This is a genomic window from Veillonella parvula (genome assembly GCF_032550495.1).
Lineage (GTDB): Bacteria > Bacillota > Negativicutes > Veillonellales > Veillonellaceae > Veillonella > Veillonella parvula_G.
In genome coordinates this window covers 119,841-140,660 of record NZ_JAWFZJ010000002.1, presented here as the reverse complement: position 1 = coordinate 140,660, position 20,820 = coordinate 119,841, and the positions used below count along the sequence as shown (strand labels likewise).

At 42.1% G+C, this 20,820-nt stretch carries 17 protein-coding genes; 3 read left to right on the top strand and 14 right to left on the bottom strand.

Annotation, left to right across the window (positions count from 1 at the left end; translation table 11 throughout):
- Nucleotides 1–73 precede the first annotated feature (73 nt).
- The 3 genes from E6X37_RS04810 to E6X37_RS04800 all read right to left on the bottom strand — a co-directional run bounded on the left by E6X37_RS04810 (nt 74) and on the right by E6X37_RS04800 (nt 2,780).
- On the bottom strand, nt 74–271 hold the full coding sequence (locus tag E6X37_RS04810) for a 4Fe-4S binding protein (RefSeq protein ID WP_008715202.1): 198 nt from the start codon (nt 269–271) through the stop codon (nt 74–76).
- A gap of 149 nt (nt 272–420) precedes the next feature.
- A complete protein-coding gene (locus E6X37_RS04805; protein WP_316101927.1) occupies nt 421–1,578 on the bottom strand; it encodes an HAD hydrolase family protein in 1,158 nt (385 codons plus the stop codon).
- A gap of 20 nt (nt 1,579–1,598) precedes the next feature.
- Nucleotides 1,599–2,780, bottom strand: coding sequence for an amidohydrolase (locus tag E6X37_RS04800; RefSeq protein ID WP_316101926.1), 1,182 nt, complete (start codon nt 2,778–2,780; stop codon nt 1,599–1,601).
- Nucleotides 2,781–2,953: 173 nt separating this feature from the next.
- On the opposite strand from E6X37_RS04800, the gene E6X37_RS04795 reads away from it, so the two are divergent.
- Both E6X37_RS04795 and E6X37_RS04790 read left to right on the top strand, forming a co-directional pair.
- Complete coding sequence (locus E6X37_RS04795; protein WP_101928688.1) at nt 2,954–3,736, top strand: basic amino acid ABC transporter substrate-binding protein; 783 nt, start codon at nt 2,954–2,956, stop codon at nt 3,734–3,736.
- A gap of 310 nt (nt 3,737–4,046) precedes the next feature.
- Nucleotides 4,047–6,419: a tetratricopeptide repeat protein gene (locus tag E6X37_RS04790; protein WP_287541240.1), complete on the top strand. Its 2,373-nt coding sequence runs from the start codon at nt 4,047–4,049 to the stop codon at nt 6,417–6,419.
- 82 nt (nt 6,420–6,501) lie between these two features.
- Here the strand turns inward: E6X37_RS04790 and ileS are convergent, their stop codons facing one another.
- The 5 genes from ileS to E6X37_RS04765 form a co-directional block, all read right to left on the bottom strand.
- Complete coding sequence (ileS, locus tag E6X37_RS04785) at nt 6,502–9,336, bottom strand: isoleucine--tRNA ligase (RefSeq protein WP_278617653.1); 2,835 nt, start codon at nt 9,334–9,336, stop codon at nt 6,502–6,504.
- 466 nt (nt 9,337–9,802) lie between these two features.
- A complete protein-coding gene (locus tag E6X37_RS04780; protein ID WP_024061335.1) occupies nt 9,803–10,327 on the bottom strand; it encodes a DUF805 domain-containing protein in 525 nt (174 codons plus the stop codon).
- A 139-nt stretch (nt 10,328–10,466) separates the two neighbouring features.
- Nucleotides 10,467–11,102 carry a DUF805 domain-containing protein gene (locus E6X37_RS04775; protein WP_004697807.1) on the bottom strand — a complete coding sequence of 212 codons (636 nt, stop codon included), beginning with the start codon at nt 11,100–11,102 and terminating at the stop codon, nt 10,467–10,469.
- A 218-nt stretch (nt 11,103–11,320) separates the two neighbouring features.
- On the bottom strand, nt 11,321–11,890 hold the full coding sequence (locus E6X37_RS04770) for a DUF805 domain-containing protein (protein ID WP_316689622.1): 570 nt from the start codon (nt 11,888–11,890) through the stop codon (nt 11,321–11,323).
- A gap of 3 nt (nt 11,891–11,893) precedes the next feature.
- Nucleotides 11,894–12,781 (bottom strand): DUF805 domain-containing protein, encoded by an 888-nt coding sequence (locus E6X37_RS04765; RefSeq protein ID WP_302682829.1) that lies wholly within the window; start codon nt 12,779–12,781, stop codon nt 11,894–11,896.
- Nucleotides 12,782–12,954: 173 nt separating this feature from the next.
- Here E6X37_RS04765 and E6X37_RS04760 point away from each other — a divergent pair, with 173 nt between their 5' ends.
- Complete coding sequence (locus tag E6X37_RS04760) at nt 12,955–13,251, top strand: hypothetical protein (RefSeq protein ID WP_004697907.1); 297 nt, start codon at nt 12,955–12,957, stop codon at nt 13,249–13,251.
- 141 nt (nt 13,252–13,392) lie between these two features.
- On the opposite strand, the gene trpA is transcribed toward E6X37_RS04760, so the two are convergent.
- The 6 genes from trpA to E6X37_RS04730 form a co-directional block, all read right to left on the bottom strand.
- On the bottom strand, nt 13,393–14,184 hold the full coding sequence (gene trpA / locus E6X37_RS04755) for a tryptophan synthase subunit alpha (RefSeq protein WP_302682828.1): 792 nt from the start codon (nt 14,182–14,184) through the stop codon (nt 13,393–13,395).
- Entirely contained in the window at nt 14,177–15,370 is a 1,194-nt protein-coding gene (gene trpB, locus E6X37_RS04750; protein ID WP_118091088.1) for a tryptophan synthase subunit beta, read from the bottom strand. Before trpB ends, trpA begins: the two co-directional genes overlap by 8 nt.
- Before the next feature lie 42 nt (nt 15,371–15,412).
- Nucleotides 15,413–16,867, bottom strand: coding sequence for a bifunctional indole-3-glycerol-phosphate synthase TrpC/phosphoribosylanthranilate isomerase TrpF (trpCF, locus tag E6X37_RS04745; RefSeq protein WP_278617657.1), 1,455 nt, complete (start codon nt 16,865–16,867; stop codon nt 15,413–15,415).
- 3 nt (nt 16,868–16,870) lie between these two features.
- Nucleotides 16,871–17,881 (bottom strand): anthranilate phosphoribosyltransferase, encoded by a 1,011-nt coding sequence (trpD, locus tag E6X37_RS04740; protein WP_024061342.1) that lies wholly within the window; start codon nt 17,879–17,881, stop codon nt 16,871–16,873.
- A gap of 526 nt (nt 17,882–18,407) precedes the next feature.
- Entirely contained in the window at nt 18,408–18,974 is a 567-nt protein-coding gene (locus E6X37_RS04735; protein WP_105086860.1) for an anthranilate synthase component II, read from the bottom strand.
- The gene (locus tag E6X37_RS04730) at nt 18,974–20,443 is read right to left on the bottom strand and encodes an anthranilate synthase component I family protein (protein ID WP_278617658.1); all 1,470 of its coding nucleotides are present in this window, start codon (nt 20,441–20,443) and stop codon (nt 18,974–18,976) included. Before E6X37_RS04730 ends, E6X37_RS04735 begins: the two co-directional genes overlap by 1 nt.
- Nucleotides 20,444–20,820: the final 377 nt, after the last annotated feature.

Genomic DNA, 20,820 nt, shown 5'->3' with positions numbered 1-20,820 from the left:
TTCTAACTATCACTCTTTAGGATCTTTTCGTATGTAAGTCAATTTACTGACAATGTTGAAAGATTTCTAGCTATCACTTTTTAGGGGCCTCTCGCTTATACATTTTTACAGCCCCCACGGGACAGATGGAATAGCAGTCACCACAACTGATACAGCCTTTCCCAATGATAAATCGAGTTTTCCCTTCGGTGATGCATTGAACAGGACAATCCTCAGCACAAGCACCACACTTAACGCATGTGTCGTCAATATTAAACTTTAGATTTCCCATTATACATCACCTCCTATGCATTCTTTATCTGTGCCAAGCTTAATATTATCTACTTTTAAATAGTAGAATTCATATTTTAAATATATAAGATCACAAACATCACGCTAGCTCAAGAATATATTCAAAATATTTCAATACAAGAACAGCTATTATAATTGTTTTTTCTTATTTAATTCACTATTATACGCAATAGCAGAATAGATTGCCTTTGCCACGCCTTGGTGGTTATTGTCTGTCGTTTCGTATCGTGCCGCTTCTTTAATGTTCGGCTTGCTATTGCCCATGGCTACACCAGCACCCGCAAAGCGTAGCATAGATAAATCGTTTTCGCTATCCCCTAATGTCATTACCTCGTCAGGGCTTAAGCCCCAATGTTTTGCCAAGGCTTCTACGGCTGTGCCCTTTGTAGTATGGGGCAAGACGAATTCTAAATTGCCTTCACTAGAGAGCAGCACATCATAGAATCGTTCACGGCCTGTACCGTCATGGGATAGGCCTTGGTATTCATCGCGCAAGTCTTGCAAGATACGTTGACGCATCGGTTCATCACCGTAGAAGATTTGAATCTTCTCAGGCCCTTCGTCTAAGGATTCCATATGAGCTAGTAAATCACATACCATGGTCCGCGTAGCCAAAATAAATGGACGAATATTGGGCCTAAAGAAGAAATTAGATTGCTCTATTTCACATTCAGACATCTTTACCTTTGCTGCTTCGTTGCCTTCTGCCAATGCATAGTGATCGTACGTTGCTCCAGGCAGACGAGTGTCCCCTGTACCAGAAATCTGATTTTTTGTAATAGGCAGATGATTATCCATTATGCCATGTACAGTCTTTTTATCTTCCTCAGCACGCTCGCTAGCGCATACTCCTAAGCGTTCAGGTGTAATACATCTAGATGGCGGATACATGCCAAAGATTTGGTCTTTCACATAGGCCTCTACATAGACGCCATAGGTTAATAGTTTGCGCAGCAAATGTAGTGCTTGTTCTTTATCAAAACTTACGTGGAATAGAGTGCGGTTTTCGTCCTTATCCATTACGTAAGCACCATTGGTGCACATAAAATAGCGCAAGCACGGCAGTTTTTCTATGACATCATTCATCTCATTCCAAGCACGGCCAGAAGCAATGGCTACGCGGATGCCACTTTCACGAGCGATACGAATCGCCTCAATAGCATCCTCAGGAATCGCCTTTGCATCGTTTACTAAGGTACCATCTACATCGGATGCGATAAATCGAATGGGCTTATTCCCAGTAAGGCCTATATAATTTTTTATTTCTAATGTCTCAGTCGAGGCCATACATTCTCCTTCTATTCCTTCTATTTAGAATAATTAAATTCGGCTACGATTTCTTCTAAGATTTCTGGATGTTCTACCAATCGCAATACTGTGCCACCAATGATGTTTGCACCGTCGATGATAGTTTGTTCAATGGTAGGCTCTAACATGGCACCGGCAAATTCTTTAGAATGGCACACCTTCGGCTCGCCAGCGAGGCGCAATTTAGGATGGAGTGCTGCACATTGATAGCTTACATTGCCAATATCTGAACTACCTCCGAGGGCTGCCGGACCAGGTTCAAAATCGAGGCCCATGTCGGCCATTACCTCTTCGATAAGCTTTGTGCCACGGTGGTTTTGGTTCATATCATCATACGGATTGCCATAAAACTCTACATCCACAGTTGTACCTGTGCAAAGGGCCGCCCCTTCAAAGATTTTTTTGATTTGCTCAGATAAACCATTCAAGTACTCACGCTCCGTATGACGCACAGTGACCTCTAATTCACCGAAGGCAGGAATCACATTAGATGCGGTACCTCCCGCAATGATCCACGTGCCGATGCGCGTTTCAGGGCGCACTTGTTGGCGCATCATATCCATAGCATGGATAGCGAGTTGCACACCATTTACCGCATTGATGCCGTTCCAAGGCTCTCCGGCTGCATGGGCTGGTTTACCGTGATACTTAGCACGGAAGCAGTCGAGTGCCAAGAATTGTGAGTTAGGACGCGTTTCTTCGCCGTCGAGATGCACCATAATGGCAAAATCGTATTCTTTGAACACCCCTGCATTGCACATATCCACCTTACAGCCCATCGCTTCTTCGTCTGGTGTACCGATAATATCGATGTCCATGTTGAAAGCTACGCCTTCTTGTTGCATTTTATGTAGTGTCAATGCAGCTAACACACTCATAGAGCCGCTGGCGGAGTGACCGCATGCATGGCCCACCTCTGGTAATGCATCATATTCACAGAGGATTGCCAAGCGGCCTTTTGGATTGTCTACTTTCACAACAGACGCCTTGAAAGCAGTCGGCAAATCACAGAATTCATAGGTTACGTCCATACCATATTTTTCGAGAACAGCGCCTATGGTTTTGACGGACTCAAACTCCTGACTGGAAATCTCAGGATTCTTGGCTAATGTGTAATTAATGGCAAACGCATCAGGTGCGAAGCTTTTACAAAGATCAGCAAAAGTAGTTGTAAGGGACATATTGCCTCCATGTATATAACCACATTATTGTAAAGGATTATGATACTCTACAATAAAGAATAGAAAACTCGTTTACTCTTAATTATACAATGTTATTGCCTATTGGTGTAAAATTCCGTACAATATAAACAGAAATGTATAAACCATGTATATGGATGTTTGAGGAGGATACTATGTTTAAGTTCAAAAAATTGACAGCCATCGCCCTCGTAGCGGTAGCAGCAATGGGTTTATTGGCTGGTTGTGGCAACGACAAACCTAAAATGACACAACAAGAAGGTGTATTGCGTGTAGGTTCTGAAACTACATTCCCACCGTTCGAATTCACTGAAGGCGACAAATACGTTGGTTTCGACGTTGATTTGTCCGAAGCAATTGCTAAAAAACTTGGTTTAAAAATGGAATTCAAATCCATGGGCTTCGATGCTTTGATTCCAGCAGTTCAATCTGGCGATATCGACATGATCGCAGCAGGCATCAATGCTACACCTGAACGTGAAAAAGCATTGGACTTCTCCGATGTATACTTCGACCAAGGCGGTTTCATCACAGTTGTTCGTAAAGACAACACAACAATCCACAACATGGATGAATTAGCAGGTAAAACTGTAGGCGCTCAAATCGGTACAATCCCGGTTGAAATGGCTCAAAAAATTCCTGGTACAACTGTAAAACAAATCGATTCTAATGCTAATATCTTCATGGAATTGAAAGCTGGTACAATCGACGGTGCTATCATCGATAATGCAGTTGCTATGTACTACCTCAAACAAGGTGCTGATCAAGACCTTAAACTCGTAGGCGAACCTACTAAAGCTGAAGGTACAGTTCTTGGCGTGAAAAAAGGCAACAAAGCTTTACAAGAAGCTGTTAACAAAGCTCTTAAAGAACTTAAAGAAGACGGCACTTACCAAAAAATCTACGACAAATGGTTCGGCGATTACAACAAAAAATAATATGTATTCCTAAGAACTAGGATACATAATAACCCCTCTGAAAGATTGCAGACATCACATAAAATTTGTGACAGCAGATTTTCTTCAGAGGGGATTTTTTTGTGCTTAAATCCAATTTATACCTAAGATTCTGTATTATGCATAGATATAGAGTAAAAATAGGCTAGTATACTATGAAAGCAGGTAACTGATAGCAGTATGATATCAATGGAGAACATACAGATATACTAGTATTGCCTCTTTTACGGTACCTCGCGTTCGTTATATAATAAATATGTATTTACTGTATACATGTATAAAAGGAGGCCTAATGGCACAGTACTTTACGGAACGCCTGCAAAAGGTCTTCCACATGATTTTTACATCCTATAATCAAAAAATGGCTCAAGAAGGCTTACGTCAATTGGAGCTCATCGTCAATAATCAGCAAAATCCTAGTCAGCTAAAAGATAGAGCCTTACGAAACGACAAGACAAGCCGTCTTGAAAGTGATATAGACACTAAAGAGGATGCTCTCAAGATAGCCAATGATCCAGAGGCGCGAGAGCTAGGTGACGCCTATGCCCTCTTGGCACGCGTCTATGCAGGCCCTCGTTTTACCTGGGAAGAGTTTAACTTCCCAGAGGATAATATGCGCACCTATCAATGCTTACACGATAGCATTCGTCGCTGTAGCCCTATCGGTACATTACAAGCTTTGCGCATCAAAGGTTCCATCACCCCTACCGTGGAAAAGGATATGCAAATTTCCTTCGACGATGCCTTTCGCATTGTCTATGATTACGCAAACCAAGGCGATGCCTATTGCCAATATGTTATAGGCAATGTCTTTTTCTGGCGTGATGACAATCGCATCAGCTCCGCTGAGACTATGCTAACACCTCCGCCTATGAGTTGGACTAAACGCATTCAAAGAAGCCTTACAGCAAACTCTGTGCAGGATCGTATTGCCGCCTTACAAGGCACTGTGCCAGACGAAACATTGCAAGAAAATGCATCTAATCTGGCTAAGGAATGGTTTAATAAGGCTCTCGACAACGGTCTTGCCATGTTCCAAGGAAACTTGCGCAATATCTATATCGACGAAGCTGACTTTTCCAATGCGCGCCGCGTCGCCAAGACTGCGGCCGAACTTGGCAACCCTGCCATGATGCTATATACAGGCCTCGACTGCCACGAAAGCGGTAAATTCGAGGAGGCTTTCACGTGGTTCACTAAAGGTGCCGCCTTAGGTCAATCTGAAAGCATCGCAGAATTAGCGGATTATTACTATCATTTCTATGATGCCAAAAATTTACGTTGTACTATCCCCTATAATCCGGTAAAAGCCATAGGTCTCTACCGCCGTGCGGCAACGAAAGAGTTTAGTGATGCGGGCTACACCGCCTTACAGGCGGCCTTTGGCTATATCTTTCACATAGGCCACCTGCCTCTCGACTGGGGACTCATTGCAGATTTAACACATATGGCGGCTACAAAAGATCGCTTCATATTCGCCTTGCCCTATATCGGATACATGCGAATCCACGGTTTAGGGGTGACGAAAAACATACGCTTTGGTGTGCAATCATTACTACGTGTCTTAGACGAGGAACAACGAGCCTTTGAAGAGGAGAATCGCGTTCTTTTCTACGATATTACGCGCGCTTTAACACGTGTTGCCTTGGGCTATGCCTACGAAAAAGGCTATGTAACAGGCAAGCCAGATTTAACTCAAGCCGTATCCTATTACGAGCAATCCCATCAATATATCTTGTCTCATAAAGCCAATTTGGATCCGGAGCTAAAAGATATTCCTATCGATGACGAAGCAGAAGAACGCTTAGCAGCCTTTGAAGAGGTCGATGGTCATTGGCAATACAAAGAAGGTATTACCGAATCCACTACTACGGTGCGCCCTGCACCTACCACCTGGCCTCAAAATGCGGCCCGCTTATCTGTAACTATGGACGACTTTCTCTGGGATACGACACTGTACGACTGGCAAACCATTGAAACGGCCTTAGAGTCACAGGAAGAAATGAAGCTCAGCTTTTACAATCATTTCCTATCCGTTCCAGATATATTGCGTAATATCTTTAAGATCGATGTAAAACGGATGCTACGAAATCATTATCAAATAAGGCTACATGGTTATGATCCATCAGAAGGACACGAAATTATCTACAAGTCCATTTACGACAAAGAGAATACCATAAGCCTATTGAAAGAGCTTTACGATAATCATCAATTGCCTAGCCTCGAAGGTAATTGGACTATTGAAAAGAACGAAGAAAAGCCAACCTGGCATTACGTGCTCGATGTGGATCAACAGCCGTTTTTGCTAGAGGAATACGATGATGCAAACGCTATGATTCAAGCTGCATTACAAGGATTAAAAGAGAAAAAGTACGAACAAATTAATATTCGCACCCATGACTTTGTAGGCCCATCCTATTTCATTTTTAAAGGCAATCAGTCGGCCCCATTTAGGGTGCAGCTCTATCTAAAAGAGTCCGCCCGTCATACCATCGATGACGATGGAAACCAACAAGACATGCCTGGTAAGACCTACTTATTTGAACAATATGTGGGAAACGAAGTGTCCTTAAACTATTGGATTCAAAAAACGATAAATACCTTGGAAATCCCTGAACTAGATAATTGGAAACAGTTAACAGTGCCAAAGGATTTACAAACATAAAAAAGACCATCCCCAGTGAACTGTACCCCAAAAATTGGACACAATTTTTGGAAGCGAAGTTCAACAGGATGGTCTTTTTTTATTATAATGTTTTTACAACGTCGGCACAGCGTGCACAAAGTGTAGGATGTGCACTATCTTGGCCGACTGTATCGCGATGAATCCAGCAGCGTTCGCATTTTTCGAGACCAGAGGCAACAACAACTGTTGCAACGCCTGTTTCTTCGTCTTTTACAGCCTCTGCCGGTGCAGCGCCGTTTACGATGTGCGCTTCGGATACGATAACAAGTTTAGCCAAGCCTTCTTCACCAAGGGCATTCAATGCATCGAATGCAGCACCTTCAGCATATACTGTAACGGATGCATCCAATGGATGACCGATTGTTTTATCTTGACGAGCAAGTTCCAATGCTTTTTGTACGGATGTACGCAAGTCTAACAATTGGTTCCATTTGTCAGCCAATTCTTGGTTGAAGTGTTCTGGATGACCTTGTGGCCAATCTTGAAGCATAACGGATTCACGCATGCCCTCTTCTTTTGGCATGTATTTCCAAACTTCTTCCGCTGTGAAAGAAAGTACTGGAGATACCATGGCTACCAATGTTTTCAAGATTTCATACATCGCTGTTTGAGCAGAACGACGAGCTACATTATCTTTGCTTTCAGCATACATAGTATCTTTCATTACATCAAGGTAGATGGAACTCAAGTCTACTGTACAGAAGTTATGAATTGCATGGTACAACATGTGGAATTCATAGTTTTCGTACGCATCAGTAACCTTTTGACGTACTTCTTCTAAGCGCAATAATGCCCATTTATCGAATTCGGACATGTCTGCGTAAGCCACTTTATCGGTGTTCGGATTGAAGTCATCCAAGTTACCGAGCAAGAAGCGGAATGTATTACGGATCTTACGATATACTTCGGATAATTGTTTTACGATGTCTTTGGACAAACGTACGTCTGCTTGGTAATCCGCGGAAGATACCCACAAACGCATAACGTCAGCGCCGTATACGTCGATAATGTCGCTAGGTGCTACTGTATTACCTACAGATTTAGACATTTTGCGACCTTCGCCGTCCACAACGAAGCCGTGAGTCAATACGGAGTTGTATGGTGCTTTACCAGTTGTTGCTACTGCAGTTAACAAGGAAGAGTTAAACCAACCACGATGTTGGTCAGAACCTTCAAGGTACATAGCACATGGCACATCTAAGCCGTTAACTTCAAGTACGCCAGACCAAGAGGAACCAGAGTCAAACCATACGTCCATGATATCTGTTTCTTTTTTGAACTCATCATGACCGCAATGAGGACATTTGAAACCTTCTGGTAACAATTCTTTTGCACTGTGAGCCCACCAAGCATCAGAGCCTTCTACGGCTACTTTTTCTTGTAAAGCTTTGATAGTATCATCGTTGATGATGTGCTCGCCACAGCTTTCACAATAGTAAATAGGAATTGGCACGCCCCAAATACGTTGACGAGAAATTACCCAGTCACCGCGGTCGCGCACCATGTTGAAGATGCGGTCATGGCCCCATTTAGGAATCCATTGCACTTGATTGTCGATTGCATCAAGAGCTTGTTGACGGTACCCATCTACAGAGGAGAACCATTGTTCTGTAGCACGGTAGATGACAGGATTTTTACAACGCCAGCAGTGAGCGTATTGGTGACGCAAGCTGGATTTATGAAGCAATGCATTGTTGTGCGCCAAGATTTTGATTACAGGCACTTCTGCATCGTGGATTTCTACGCCAGCCAATGGGAATTCAGTATCGCCATAACGGTTGTCGTCTACTTGTTTAGTGTAGTTACCAGTTTCATTTACAAGGGATACGATAGGAAGTTCAGTTTTTCCTTCCTTGTTATAACGCATAACGATGTTAAAGTCGTCTTCACCGTGTGCAGGAGCTGTATGTACGCAACCAGTACCTGCTTCAAGTGTTACATGGTCGCCACACAACACAGTGGATGTACGTTCTACAAATGGATGTTTAAATTCAGCCAATTCTAAGTCTGCCCCAGAGAAACGGTTTACGATTTCGTAGTCTTCGATACCAATATCTTTCATAGCTGCGTCAACAAGTTCAGTAGCCATCAAGTAGTATTCGTCGCCAGCTTTCACCCAGCCATATTCAAGCTCAGGATTAACGGAAATAGCTACGTTGGCAGGCATTGTCCAAGGAGTAGTTGTCCAAATAACAGAGTATGCTTGTTTTGGATCTACGCCAGCTGGCAATGTAACCTTTTTCTCGGATACGTAAGGGAATTTTACGTAGATGGAGAAAGATTTTTTCTCAGCATATTCGATTTCTGCCTCTGCTAATGCAGTTTCGCAGTGCGTACACCAGTATACAGTTTTAAGACCTTTATAGATGTGACCGCGTTTTGCCATTTCGCCGAAGATGCCAAGTTGTTTAACTTCGAACTCAGGACGCAATGTCAAATACGGACGGTCCCATTCGCCTAATACACCAAAACGAATGAAGTCTTGTTTTTGTGCTTCTACGCACTCCAATGCATATTCCTTACATTTATTGCGCAAGTCCAATGGAGCCATTTCATGACGGTTAAGACCAGTGTTCTTAATAACCGCATGCTCGATTGGCAAGCCGTGTGTATCCCAACCTGGGATGTAGCGAGTATAGTGACCTGTCATAGTCTTGTATTTCATGATGATGTCCTTCAACGTTTTGTTGAGGGCATGACCGATATGCAATTTACCATTTGCGTATGGAGGACCATCATGCAAAATGAAAGGTTTTGCGTCTTTACGCAATTCCAAACGTTTTTGATAAATCTTGTTATCTTCCCAGAATTGTAAGATTTCTGGTTCGCGCTTAGGCAAATTGCCGCGCATTGGGAATTCTGTTTCAGGCAAATGTAACGTCTTACCGTAATCCATGCTGTTGCTCCTTTTACATAAAAAAATCGCCCGCCCCCGAAGGGACGGACGTCATATCCGTGGTACCACCCTACTGACTCTCGTTACTTGTGAAAGCTAGCGCCACCGCATTTCTGCGATTGTCACACCATGCTAGCACATGATTGTAACACATAAGACGCAACTCATCTCTCATATTGTGAAAGCCACTTAAACATATAACGGTGTTCACCGGCAGGGTTCCTGCTTGCTCCAAAGTGATCCGCAAATCTCTAGATTTCCAAACCTTTCAGCCCATGAGTTTGGTCTCTACTAAATCCGTCTGAGACATGCCGTCTTTTTCAACGCAATATTCATATAATAGATAATTATAGGACTCAAACGGGGAAATTGTCAAATACTTCATTTCTAAATTTAACAGAACCTACATCCCCTATTAAGCAAAAGAAAAAGCCTACTTACGTAGGCTTTATTGTATATACAATTATTAGATGGCACTCATGAGAATTAATTCAAGAATAATAATTGCAATGCACACGTACATGAATTTACGATCCATGTCGTCAGTTGGAGTTTCTTTAAGACCAGTGCGAGCAGCTTCTTCAGCAGTAATTACTTCATAGCTCATTGGAGATCCATATTGGTTATCACCTTCATCACCCTTTTGAGCGAGTAGATAAATAACATAGATAATACCAAATGGAATCAAGCTAATCAAAAGCATCCAACCACTTTTACCAATGTCATGTAAACGACGTGCAGCAAGACCAATGGAAGGCAATAGAATTGCAAGATTATATACTATGGAAATAAGACCTACAACACTTGCTAGCGCAGTATCCATTACAAGAGCACTCAATACATTGAAGATACCAGCAATAACAATTGTGATACCATAGAAACGCCAATATTCACTGCGGCTTGCACGACCTTTGAAATTAGCATAATTACCCATAATCGTATGTTTAAAATTATCTACATACGAAAGATTTTTGATAGACAAATCAGTCATAATCTTCTCTCCTCTAGAAATAACAAATAAATTCTTCTTGAAAATATTATATCATTACTGTTGACGATTTTGAAAATGAATGTCTATATGTTTTGGGAATAACTTATGCTTTATATTTCATTATAGGATACATCATAAACTACATCGCACTGGTCATAAGTAGTTTATCTACCAAGAACCAGAGTACAAAGATAGCGCAGAATAGTCCTGCAGTTAGTCCCATAGATGGCGTAGTATCAATAAGACCTAATTCACGGGCCATTTGTTTTGTTACAACTACTTGACCGTTAGGGGGACCAAAGCGATTTGGTTGGCTTTCACCAGGCAGAGCCATAAGGATCAACAGGATAATGGTCCCTATTACAGGGATGAATCCAATAAATACGAGTCCCCCTGAGCGGCCTTGATCGTGTAGACGTCGCACTGAAACAGCCACGCCAGGAATAACCATAATCACGGACAAAAGGACAAGGATGACCAAACCAAAACCTACGCCTACTACGCTAGATAGTGGGCTAATATAGCTCAAAAAAGCACAAGTAAATAGAATGGCCACAAACAACAATTGATAGACTAACAAGAAATGCCAATATTCACTACGACTTGCACGACCATCAAAATCAGCATATTTATAAACCAAACATTGTTTAAAATTTTCAATCAAGCCTAGATTGTATTTATCTAACGAGATTTGTGGTCTACTAACATGCCCACACTCTGGGCAGTAACAATCTGTTTTCAACACTGCATGTCCACAATAGGGACAAGATTTCATAATAAACTCCTTCTAGCTACAAACAGAAATCAGCAAAGATTACGATGTCCTGCTGTACTTAACACATATAACAACTAAGATATTCTTTATTTATTAATATCTAAGTTTTTAAATTCATCTGAAATTCATTTTACTATAAAGTGTTATATTGTCTATAAAGGAGATGTTAAACTTTTATAAAATAAAATAATGAGATTGTTAATAAATACAGGTGATTATTACATGTATCCATTCCCATTAATTCCATACCATAATATCTCTCTAATGATATCGGCAATAATAATAGATTGGATAATAAAGATGGCAATCCCCATCGCCCAATCTTGACGACGGGATGAAGTTTCTTCTAGTCCTGTAGCCTTGCTAACCTCAGGAGTAATAGGTGTATAGCCGGTTCTTTCACCATAGGAATTCTCTCTTTCATCGCCACGACGCAATTCGTAAACGAGGAATATAAAGAAGCCTATAACAGGAATAAATGAGATTAGCTGCGTCCAACCACTCCGACCAATATCATGCATACGCCGCGCTGTGATAGCTATATTGGGAACTATAAAGAAAAGGGATACCCCTACAGCAACATTATCGATAAGCGTTTCATAATTAGGGAAGCCCAAGATACTACAAAGTAAAGCTAAAATGCCAAGTAATCCTTGTATCAATGTAACGCCTGCCACAAATCGCCAATATTCACTACGGCTAACACGACCGTTAAAATTAGCATAGTTCCTAATACCTAATTTGAAGGCATCAGTATAGTTCAAATCATATATATTTATGGTTGACATAACCTAATCCTCCTCCACGGCTTCAATAGCAACAATGCCCCAGCCTTTGCCTTCATTATGCAAACGAACTAATAGAGGCTCTAGATTATCTTCAAAGGTAACGATAAAGCCCATATAGTTTACAATAATATCATCATCTTGGTCTTGAGAAACATAGTCAAGCTGTATCGCTTTCACCTTAGGAACCTCTTCCTTAGTCATGGCTTGTTCCCATAGTTCAAAGGTACCATATCGTTCCATAGCACGAGCGCTCAAATAACGATATGCACCATGATAATCCTTTTTATTGAGGGCTTCATAATAATTACTTACCACAGTACGCCCCTCTGTTGTAGCCGTTTCACTTTGTAAAAGACGATTTGCTTGTTTCGTTAATGAACTAGGTTCCAAATTGCCATAAGCAGTCTCTTCTACCATAAAATTATGATTAATCATTGTACTACCTGCACTAGTGGCTAGGCATCCTAATACTAATATGGCCACAATAAAGAGGCCCGATACGGAACGTTTTTCCTCTAATCCATTAGATACAGGCGATGTGCGCTTACAGAATAGATACAATAATGCAAGCCAGCCTAAAAAAGGAACCAAAAGCAAAATCATCAACGTTGGATCATTATTAGAGTCTCGTAACCGTCTTGCCATTAGCATAATCTTCGGCAAGCATAACAGGATGGACAATACAAATAATACACCGCCACCAATAGAGACAGCATAAAGAAATCCGTACGGTATGTAGGTTGCAAGACCTGTAATACATATAATTAAGCCATATACAAAGGATATAGCACTTATGGTGAGCCAAAAGTCGGCTGTATTGGTACGTCCCTTACTGTTCGCATAGTTTTCCACTAGCTCACGATAGAGGATTTCGTATACTCTCTGTTTCATAAAGCTCCTACTATAATCTTAGATAATATTAGATAATAAACATATATAGATATTCCTATTATACTATGATTTATCAACTTAGTTGATTCATTTTTTGTTCACGAAATATGCCTATACTACAGATATATTTCTTACAACTAAAATTCGTACAATCAATTATACAGGAGATAATTATGAAAGCTAAATTAATGAAAGCAGTAGCCTTGGCTAGCTTAGGTGCCTTCTTAACAGTTGGTATTGGTGCCAATGTAGCCCAAGCCAAAGATTACCACTTCAAAATCGGTGAAAATCATCGCATGGTAAAAAATGATGATGGCACAGTAGATAGCAGCGCTCATCCATGGTACAAAGTAAATGATAAAAAGAAAAAGCACAGAAAGCATAGAATATCTGAACGTGAAAAGCATGATAAAAATGCAACAGCAAAACGCAGTGAACAACATCAACGTTCTGAATCCTCTAATGACTAAGCCTTGTGCATAATACATATTACTAGCCCTAAAAACACAAAACTAAATTAACCAACCAATGAAAAGGACGTTATACATTGTATAACGTCCTTTTGTGTTATCCCCTATATAATTTTTCCCAAGGCTATATGAGTTATTATGTTATGCGCCAGCCTTTAGAACAGCTTGTTTCATGGATCGTACGTAATCAAACAACGCTTGGTCCGCATGTTCACCGTGTTCTGCCACGATTTTAACGATGGCAGAACCTACGATGGCTCCATCGGATACGCGCGCCATAGCTTCCGCTTGTTCTGGCTTGGAAATACCGAAACCAACAGCTACAGGGATATCTGTATATTTGCGAATCATTTCAACAATGGATTTAATATCCGTCTTAATTTCACTGCGCATGCCTGTAACGCCAAGTGAGGATACGCAGTATACAAAGCCTTCTGCGTCTTTGGCAATCATTTCGATGCGGTTTTCAGATGTTGGCGCAATTAAGGATACAACTTCAACACCATGCTTATGAGCCACACTAGCGAGCTCGCTTTTTTCTTCAAACGGCATGTCTGGTACGATAACACCAGAGATTCCCACCTCTTCACAGAGGGTAAAGAATTTTTCACGACCAAATACGTAAATAGGATTCAAATAGGTCATGAATACGAGCGGTATAGTCACCGCATCATCATCTGTACGCAGACGACGCACCATATCGAAGATATCATTGATTTTTACACCTGTAGAAAGTGCACGTGTACTCGCTTCTTGGATAACTGGACCTTCTGCTGTTGGATCAGAGAACGGAATACCGATTTCTACCATGTCGGCGCCGGCTTTCACCATAATGCGAATATAACGTTCTGTATTTTCAATACCGTGGTCACCAGCACTAATGAACGGGATGAATGCCTTGCCCTTTGTGAAAGCGTCTTTAATTTTACTCATGAAGATCCACCCCTCTATATTTCGCCATAGCCGCTACGTCTTTGTCACCGCGACCAGATAAACAAATAATAATGATGTCATCCTTGCTCATAGTAGGAGCAATTTTACGTGCATGTGCCACCGCATGAGCACTTTCAATGGCTGGAATAATACCTTCCAAGCGAGATAAATATTCAAAGGCATCGACTGCTTCGTCATCCGTTACAGGCACGTATTCAGCACGACCGCTATCGTGCAAGTACGCATGTTCAGGGCCGATACCAGGATAATCAAGGCCTGCAGAGATAGAATATACTGGAGCGATTTGACCATCTTCGTCTTGGCAAAAGTACGATTTCATGCCGTGAAAGATACCAACGGAACCCTTTGCGATTGTCGCCGCATGTTCTTCTGTATCGATGCCACGACCTGCTGCTTCACAACCGATAAGACGAACACCTTCGTCTGGAATGAAGTGATAGAACATGCCCATCGCATTGGAGCCGCCACCTACACAAGCCATAACAGCTGTTGGTAATTTTCCTTCTGCTTCAAGGATTTGCTCACGCGCTTCACGGCTAATAATGGATTGGAAATCGCGTACGATCATAGGGAATGGATGAGCACCCATAACGGATCCCAATACGTAATGCGTATCGGACATGCGGTTTGTCCATTCGCGCAATGCTTCGGAAACCGCATCTTTCAATGTACTAGTACCTGTTGTTACAGGATGTACCTTAGCGCCTAGCAATTCCATACGATATACGTTAAGTGCTTGACGTTCACAGTCCTCTGCACCCATGTATACTTCACATTCCATGCCCATCAACGCAGCGATAGTAGCCGTTGCCACACCGTGTTGACCTGCGCCGGTTTCAGCAATAACACGAGTCTTACCCATTCGTTTTGCCAATAACATTTGGCCGATTACGTTATTCAACTTGTGAGAACCAGTATGATTTAAGTCCTCACGTTTTAAATAGATTTTGGCGCCTCCAAGGTCCTTTGTCATGCGATCTGCATAGTATAAAAGGGATGGACGACCTGTATATTTTTTATGTAAATCCTCAAGTTCGTGTACGAAATCAGGATCATCTTTGTACTTGTTGTACGCCTCTTCCAATTCGATGACTGCATTCATCAATGTTTCTGGCATAAATTGACCCCCAAAGGAGCCAAAATAACCATGTCTTTGTTCACTCATATAACTTACCTTTCTATATTCCATTCCTGCTAGCACGCCATATTATGGCATTGCTATTGTTCTCACAATGTTGGTGAAAGCTTTTATCTTCTCATCGTCTTTCACGCCATCTGTTTCAATACCACTACTGATATCGATGCCGTACGGTCGAACCGTACGAATGGCACGCGCCACATTGGTGCTATCGATACCACCAGCCAGCATAAATGGTCGTTCAAACTCGTCTAAGCAAGACCAATCAAATACTTCACCTGTACCGCCGCGCTCGTCTTTGTGGTACGCATCAAATAATAGCATATCCGCACTGCTATCGATCCACGCCTCTGCATCTGCAGCATTGCGGATTTGAACAGCCTTCCAAACCTCTACATTACTACGTTCTTTTATGGATTGGATGAAAGCTTCATCTTCATCACCGTGCAATTGCACCACATCAAGATTGGCTTCTGTAGCAATGCTAACGAGATTATCTAGCGTTTCATTGACGAAAACGCCTACCGTTTTAATCTCATCATTATTAGACTGTTCAGCACCATTGTTATATCTTTTAGTATATTGCTTATGTAGTTCTTCAACTAATGTTTTAGCTTGGTCTACAGTGACTTGTCGTTTACTTGGTGCAAATACAAGGCCCATATAGTCTGGTTTTGCTTCTACTACGGCAGGGATTGTTTCTACCTTTGAAATACCACACATCTTAACCTTTGGTGTGTAGTAGGTTGGACCATAGAGATATGCTAGTTTCTCCACCTTGTTTGGAGAACGCATAAAAGTTTCACCCATTAAAGCTACGCCGATATTGTTATCGCGCAATACTTGTATATCCTCTGGCGTTTCTAAGCCGCTTTCAGATACGAAAATCACATCATCTTGCACGAGATTACGCAAGCGTACACTGTTTTGTACATCTACAGTAAAGTCTTTCAAATTGCGGTTGTTAACGCCGATAATGCGGGCACCGCAATCGATGGCCATTTGTACCTCATGCTCATCATGAGCCTCTACTAAGGAGGATAAGCCAAGAGAATCTGCTAGTTCACGGAACTTTGTCAGCATCGGCACATCAAGGCATGCACAAATCAAGAGGATTGCACTAGCGCCCCATACCTTTGCTTGGTAGATTTGGTATTCATCGATGATAAAGTCCTTGCGAAGCACGGGAATTTTTACGGTGCTTGCAATCTCTTGCAAATATTTTTTATCGCCTTTAAAGAAGTCTGGCTCCGTCAATACAGAGATAGCCGCTGCACCAGCAACCTCATATTCTTTAGCGATGTCTAAATATGGGAAGTGCTCAGCAATGATCCCCTTAGATGGAGATGCCTTTTTCACTTCACAAATGAAATTGAAATCTTGCTGACGGAGGGCCGCTTCAAAAGGAAATCCTGTATCAGCAGGTAATGCCAAAGCCGCTGTTTTCACAGCTTCAGGCGTTTCCACCTCTTTTTCTTGGGCTACTCGAACTTTAGTAGCCTCTACAATCTTATCTAAAATCAATGGTTACACCTCTTGGGTTGCTTTCACAAACTGTTCTAGTGTAGCAAGTGCCTTGCCAGAATCGATCATGTGTTTCGCCTCTTCGATGCCCTCTGCCAATGTAATGCCGTCTTTCGCAAGGTAAATCGCCATGCCCGCGTTAAGAACAACCGCAGTGCGTTTACCACCTTGTTCACCACCGAGAACGCAACGTGTAATCTCAGCATTCACCGTAGCATCACCACCTTCAAGCTCGGTTTTATCAGCATATTCGAAACCATATTCCTTAGGATCGAATTCGTAGCTTGTGAAAGTACCATTATTAATTTCGCATACGTACGTTTTATTAGTAGCCGTAATCTCATCAAGGCCGTCAAAGCCGTGTACCACAGCACCGCGTTTAACGCCAAGATTAGCCAATACACGAGCCAATGGTTCTACTAAGGATTTATCATACACGCCCATCAACTCCACAGTAGCACCGGCTGGATTTGCCAAAGGGCCAAGGATGTTAAACACAGTACGAACGCCCAACGCCTTACGTACAGGGCCCGCATATTTCATGGCTTGGTGATATACAGGCGCAAACATGAAGCACATATTCGCTTTGTTCAACACCGCCTCGTTTTGTTCACCGTTAAGCTCTAATTTAGCGCCCAACGCTTCAATTAAGTCAGCAGCACCACATTTACTAGATACACTACGGTTACCATGTTTTGCTACAGGAATACCTGCGGCGGAAATGATAAAGCCAGATGTAGTAGAAATGTTGAATGTATTAGCCTCGTCACCACCAGTACCTACGATTTCCACAACAGTACCTTCATGAGGCACGGAGCCAGCCTTCTCACGCATAACCTCAGCAAATGCTGTAACCTCATCTACAGTAGGACCTTTTGCGGCAAGGGCGCACAAAAAACCAGCCATAGGAACCTCTGGTACATCGCCGCTCATAATTTTGTTCATTGTATCTTTAGCAAGGTCGTAGGATAAGTCCTGACCGTGCGTTACTGCATATAATGCGTCTTTAATCATTTTATATCTCCTTTTGAGGATATCTATTAAATTGATACCCTATCTACCTAGTCGCTAACGATTGGGTCATGCCCTCAGCCTCCAAGTGGCCATCCCCCGCTATGCGGGGCGCCAAGTCGGCTTCGCACATAACCCAATCGTATTTATCCAGCTAAAAGCCATACCAATTTAATAGATATCCCTCAAACAAACTATTATCAAATGATCCTGCGCATTATATGGAGTAATGCACAGGTCATTTCTTTATAGGGTGGTGGGAATGGTGGTGCTTTGCACCACCTTTTCCTATATTAGGAGTTCTGATTCGCAGATTTCTTAAAAAAAATATAACTACAGTTCACAATATGTATTGTAGAGGGGCTATTAAGTAGGTACTACCAAAGTTGAGTTGGCAGGAAATAAGGTCTTAAGGAGCGACTTGGCGGCCCCACGTAGTGGGGTGGGTGGCCATCGGAGTTCCGAGAGACCTTATTTCTGCCTTACCGTACTAGTAACTAATAATAGCTCCTCGAATACAAAACAGTGGTTATTTTTCTAAGAAATTGCGAATCATTTGTTCCCCGTTTGGTGTCATGATGGATTCCGGATGGAATTGTACGCCGTAGATTGGGTAGTCTTTGTGTTCTACACTCATTACTTCGCCGTCGTCGGTAATGGATGTGACGATGAGTTCACTTGGCATGGTTTCGTCGATAATCGCCAAGGAGTGGTATCTAGCGACTTCGAATTGTTCAGGCAATCCCTTAAGGATTTTGGATGTGTGTACTTGTTTCGCTACGCTTTGTTTGCCGTGCATAACTTGTTTTGCATAGGATACGGTGCCGCCAAATACTTCGCCGATGGCTTGGTGTCCCAGGCATACGCCGAGGATTGGAAATTCCCCTTTGCATTCGCGCAATAGGTCTTCGTATACGCCCGCATCAGCTGGTCTACCAGGACCTGGTGAAAGTATTACATAGTCTGGTTTCAACGCACGGATTTCTTCAACTGTTAATTCATCGCTGCGGATGACTTTAATATCTGGATCGATAGAGCCTACTAATTGATATAAATTAAAGGAAAAGCTATCGTAATTATCTATAAGGAGTACCATTATTCTACCTCCTGTGCATCTGTAATTGCGGAAATCATGGATTGGCCTTTGATCAAGGTTTCATTAAACTCGCTTTCAGGAACGCTATCTCGAACGATACCTGCACCAGCGCGAACATAGACCTTACCGCCTTTATTCATAGCCATGCGAATACCGATACATACATCCATGTTACCGGAGAAATCTATGTAACCTACGGCGCCTCCGTATACACCACGCGGGCTTTTTTCAAGTTCGTGTAAAATTTCTATAGCACGAATCTTAGGCGCCCCAGACAACGTGCCTGCTGGCAGTGTAGCACCGATTGCATCGAGTGCATCTTTGCCGTCTTGTATGTCACCACTTACAGTAGATGTAATATGGATGACATGGGAGAAACGTTGCAACATATGTAACGCCTCTACTTTCACAGTACCAAATTTAGAGATTTTACCTAAATCGTTACGGCCAAGGTCAACAAGCATATTATGTTCAGCCAATTCTTTTTCATCATTGATAAGTTTTTCTTCAATAGCAAGGTCCTCTGCTTCATTTTTGCCACGGCGCATCGTACCTGCAATTGGGAATGTGTACATTTTACCGTCTGTCAGTTTCACCAAGGTTTCTGGAGATGCCCCTGTGAGCTCTACATCACCACCGGATAGGTAGAACATGTACGGAGATGGATTCAAAGTACGCAATACGCGGTATGCGTTTAACAAGCTCCCTTCAAACTCGGCTTCGCGGCGGTTAGATACAACACATTGGAAGATATCCCCTTCTTTGATGTAGTGCTGTGTCTTTTTAACAACGGCTTCAAACTCATCCTTTGTGAACTCAGAGGTAAACTCTGTTTTAAGAACGCCTTTTGGAACATCTGCCTCTTTGCCGTTCACTACAAGATCAGCTAATACTTTCAACTCAAGCTCAGCCTTGTTGTAATTACGTTCTAAATCATTTGTGCTGATGTTAGCGATTAAGTAGATTTTATTTTTATAGTGATCAAAAGCGATAACCTTATCAAAGAGCATAAGGTCTACATCATTTACCATCGCAGAGTCATCATCCGGCGTTGGGAAGTCCAATGTTGGCTCGATATAGCGAATGTATTCACAAGCAAAGTAGCCTACAAAGCCACCTGTAAAAGTTGGTAATTCTTCTAAACGAGGACTTTTATATTGGCTCAAAATATTGCGAATCTCTGCAGCTGGATCAGAGCACTCAAAGGTACATGTTGTACCGTCTTTGATGGTCATTGTATGGTTTTTGCAGAATAGCTCAATCTTAGGATCGTAGCCCAAGAAGGAATACCGGCCCCAATGATTACTATTATCCGCACTTTCAAGCAAATACGTATGACTGCTCACTTGTTTTAACGCTTTCAACACACTAATCGGTGTTCGTACGTCGGATAAAATTTCCATATATACAGGCACGATATCGTAGCCCGGTGCGATAGCTTTCACACGGTCAAAACCAGGAAAAATCATGAGAACCTCCATCTGGCATTTGCCAATAAAAAAACTCGCCCATGACAATATAACGTCAAGGACGAGTTTATAGTTCTATTATTACAATATGATTGTATGTGCTATAAATCGCGGTACCACCTTGTTTGAATGCAGTGCATTCCCCTTTCGCAGGATACTAACATATCCCTCACGACTAACGCTCGTGTGACGTCGCACCATACTAGGAATGACTGTGAAAGTTCATTCTGTTCCATGCGCCCTCGGTGGTCCATTTAATAAGCTGCGTACTACGGGTTCTCAGCTAATCCCGCTCTCTGTGAGTGCATTTCCTATTTTTATCTCCACCTCATCGGTTTCTTTCAGGCGAGTATAAAATTATAATCTGATTATAATGT

Excerpts from the sequence above, each read along its gene's own strand:
- E6X37_RS04810 (WP_008715202.1), bottom strand. The coding sequence starts at position 271 with ATGGGAAATCTAAAGTTTAATATTGACGACACATGCGTTAAGTGTGGT.
- E6X37_RS04805 (WP_316101927.1), bottom strand. The coding sequence starts at position 1,578 with ATGGCCTCGACTGAGACATTAGAAATAAAAAATTATATAGGCCTTACT.
- E6X37_RS04800 (WP_316101926.1), bottom strand. The coding sequence starts at position 2,780 with ATGTCCCTTACAACTACTTTTGCTGATCTTTGTAAAAGCTTCGCACCT.
- E6X37_RS04795 (WP_101928688.1), top strand. The coding sequence starts at position 2,954 with ATGTTTAAGTTCAAAAAATTGACAGCCATCGCCCTCGTAGCGGTAGCA.
- E6X37_RS04790 (WP_287541240.1), top strand. The coding sequence starts at position 4,047 with ATGGCACAGTACTTTACGGAACGCCTGCAAAAGGTCTTCCACATGATT.
- ileS (WP_278617653.1), bottom strand. The coding sequence starts at position 9,336 with ATGGATTACGGTAAGACGTTACATTTGCCTGAAACAGAATTCCCAATG.
- E6X37_RS04780 (WP_024061335.1), bottom strand. The coding sequence starts at position 10,327 with ATGACTGATTTGTCTATCAAAAATCTTTCGTATGTAGATAATTTTAAA.
- E6X37_RS04775 (WP_004697807.1), bottom strand. The coding sequence starts at position 11,102 with ATGAAATCTTGTCCCTATTGTGGACATGCAGTGTTGAAAACAGATTGT.
- E6X37_RS04770 (WP_316689622.1), bottom strand. The coding sequence starts at position 11,890 with ATGTCAACCATAAATATATATGATTTGAACTATACTGATGCCTTCAAA.
- E6X37_RS04765 (WP_302682829.1), bottom strand. The coding sequence starts at position 12,781 with ATGAAACAGAGAGTATACGAAATCCTCTATCGTGAGCTAGTGGAAAAC.
- E6X37_RS04760 (WP_004697907.1), top strand. The coding sequence starts at position 12,955 with ATGAAAGCTAAATTAATGAAAGCAGTAGCCTTGGCTAGCTTAGGTGCC.
- trpA (WP_302682828.1), bottom strand. The coding sequence starts at position 14,184 with ATGAGTAAAATTAAAGACGCTTTCACAAAGGGCAAGGCATTCATCCCG.
- trpB (WP_118091088.1), bottom strand. The coding sequence starts at position 15,370 with ATGAGTGAACAAAGACATGGTTATTTTGGCTCCTTTGGGGGTCAATTT.
- trpD (WP_024061342.1), bottom strand. The coding sequence starts at position 17,881 with ATGATTAAAGACGCATTATATGCAGTAACGCACGGTCAGGACTTATCC.
- E6X37_RS04735 (WP_105086860.1), bottom strand. The coding sequence starts at position 18,974 with ATGGTACTCCTTATAGATAATTACGATAGCTTTTCCTTTAATTTATAT.
- E6X37_RS04730 (WP_278617658.1), bottom strand. The coding sequence starts at position 20,443 with ATGATTTTTCCTGGTTTTGACCGTGTGAAAGCTATCGCACCGGGCTAC.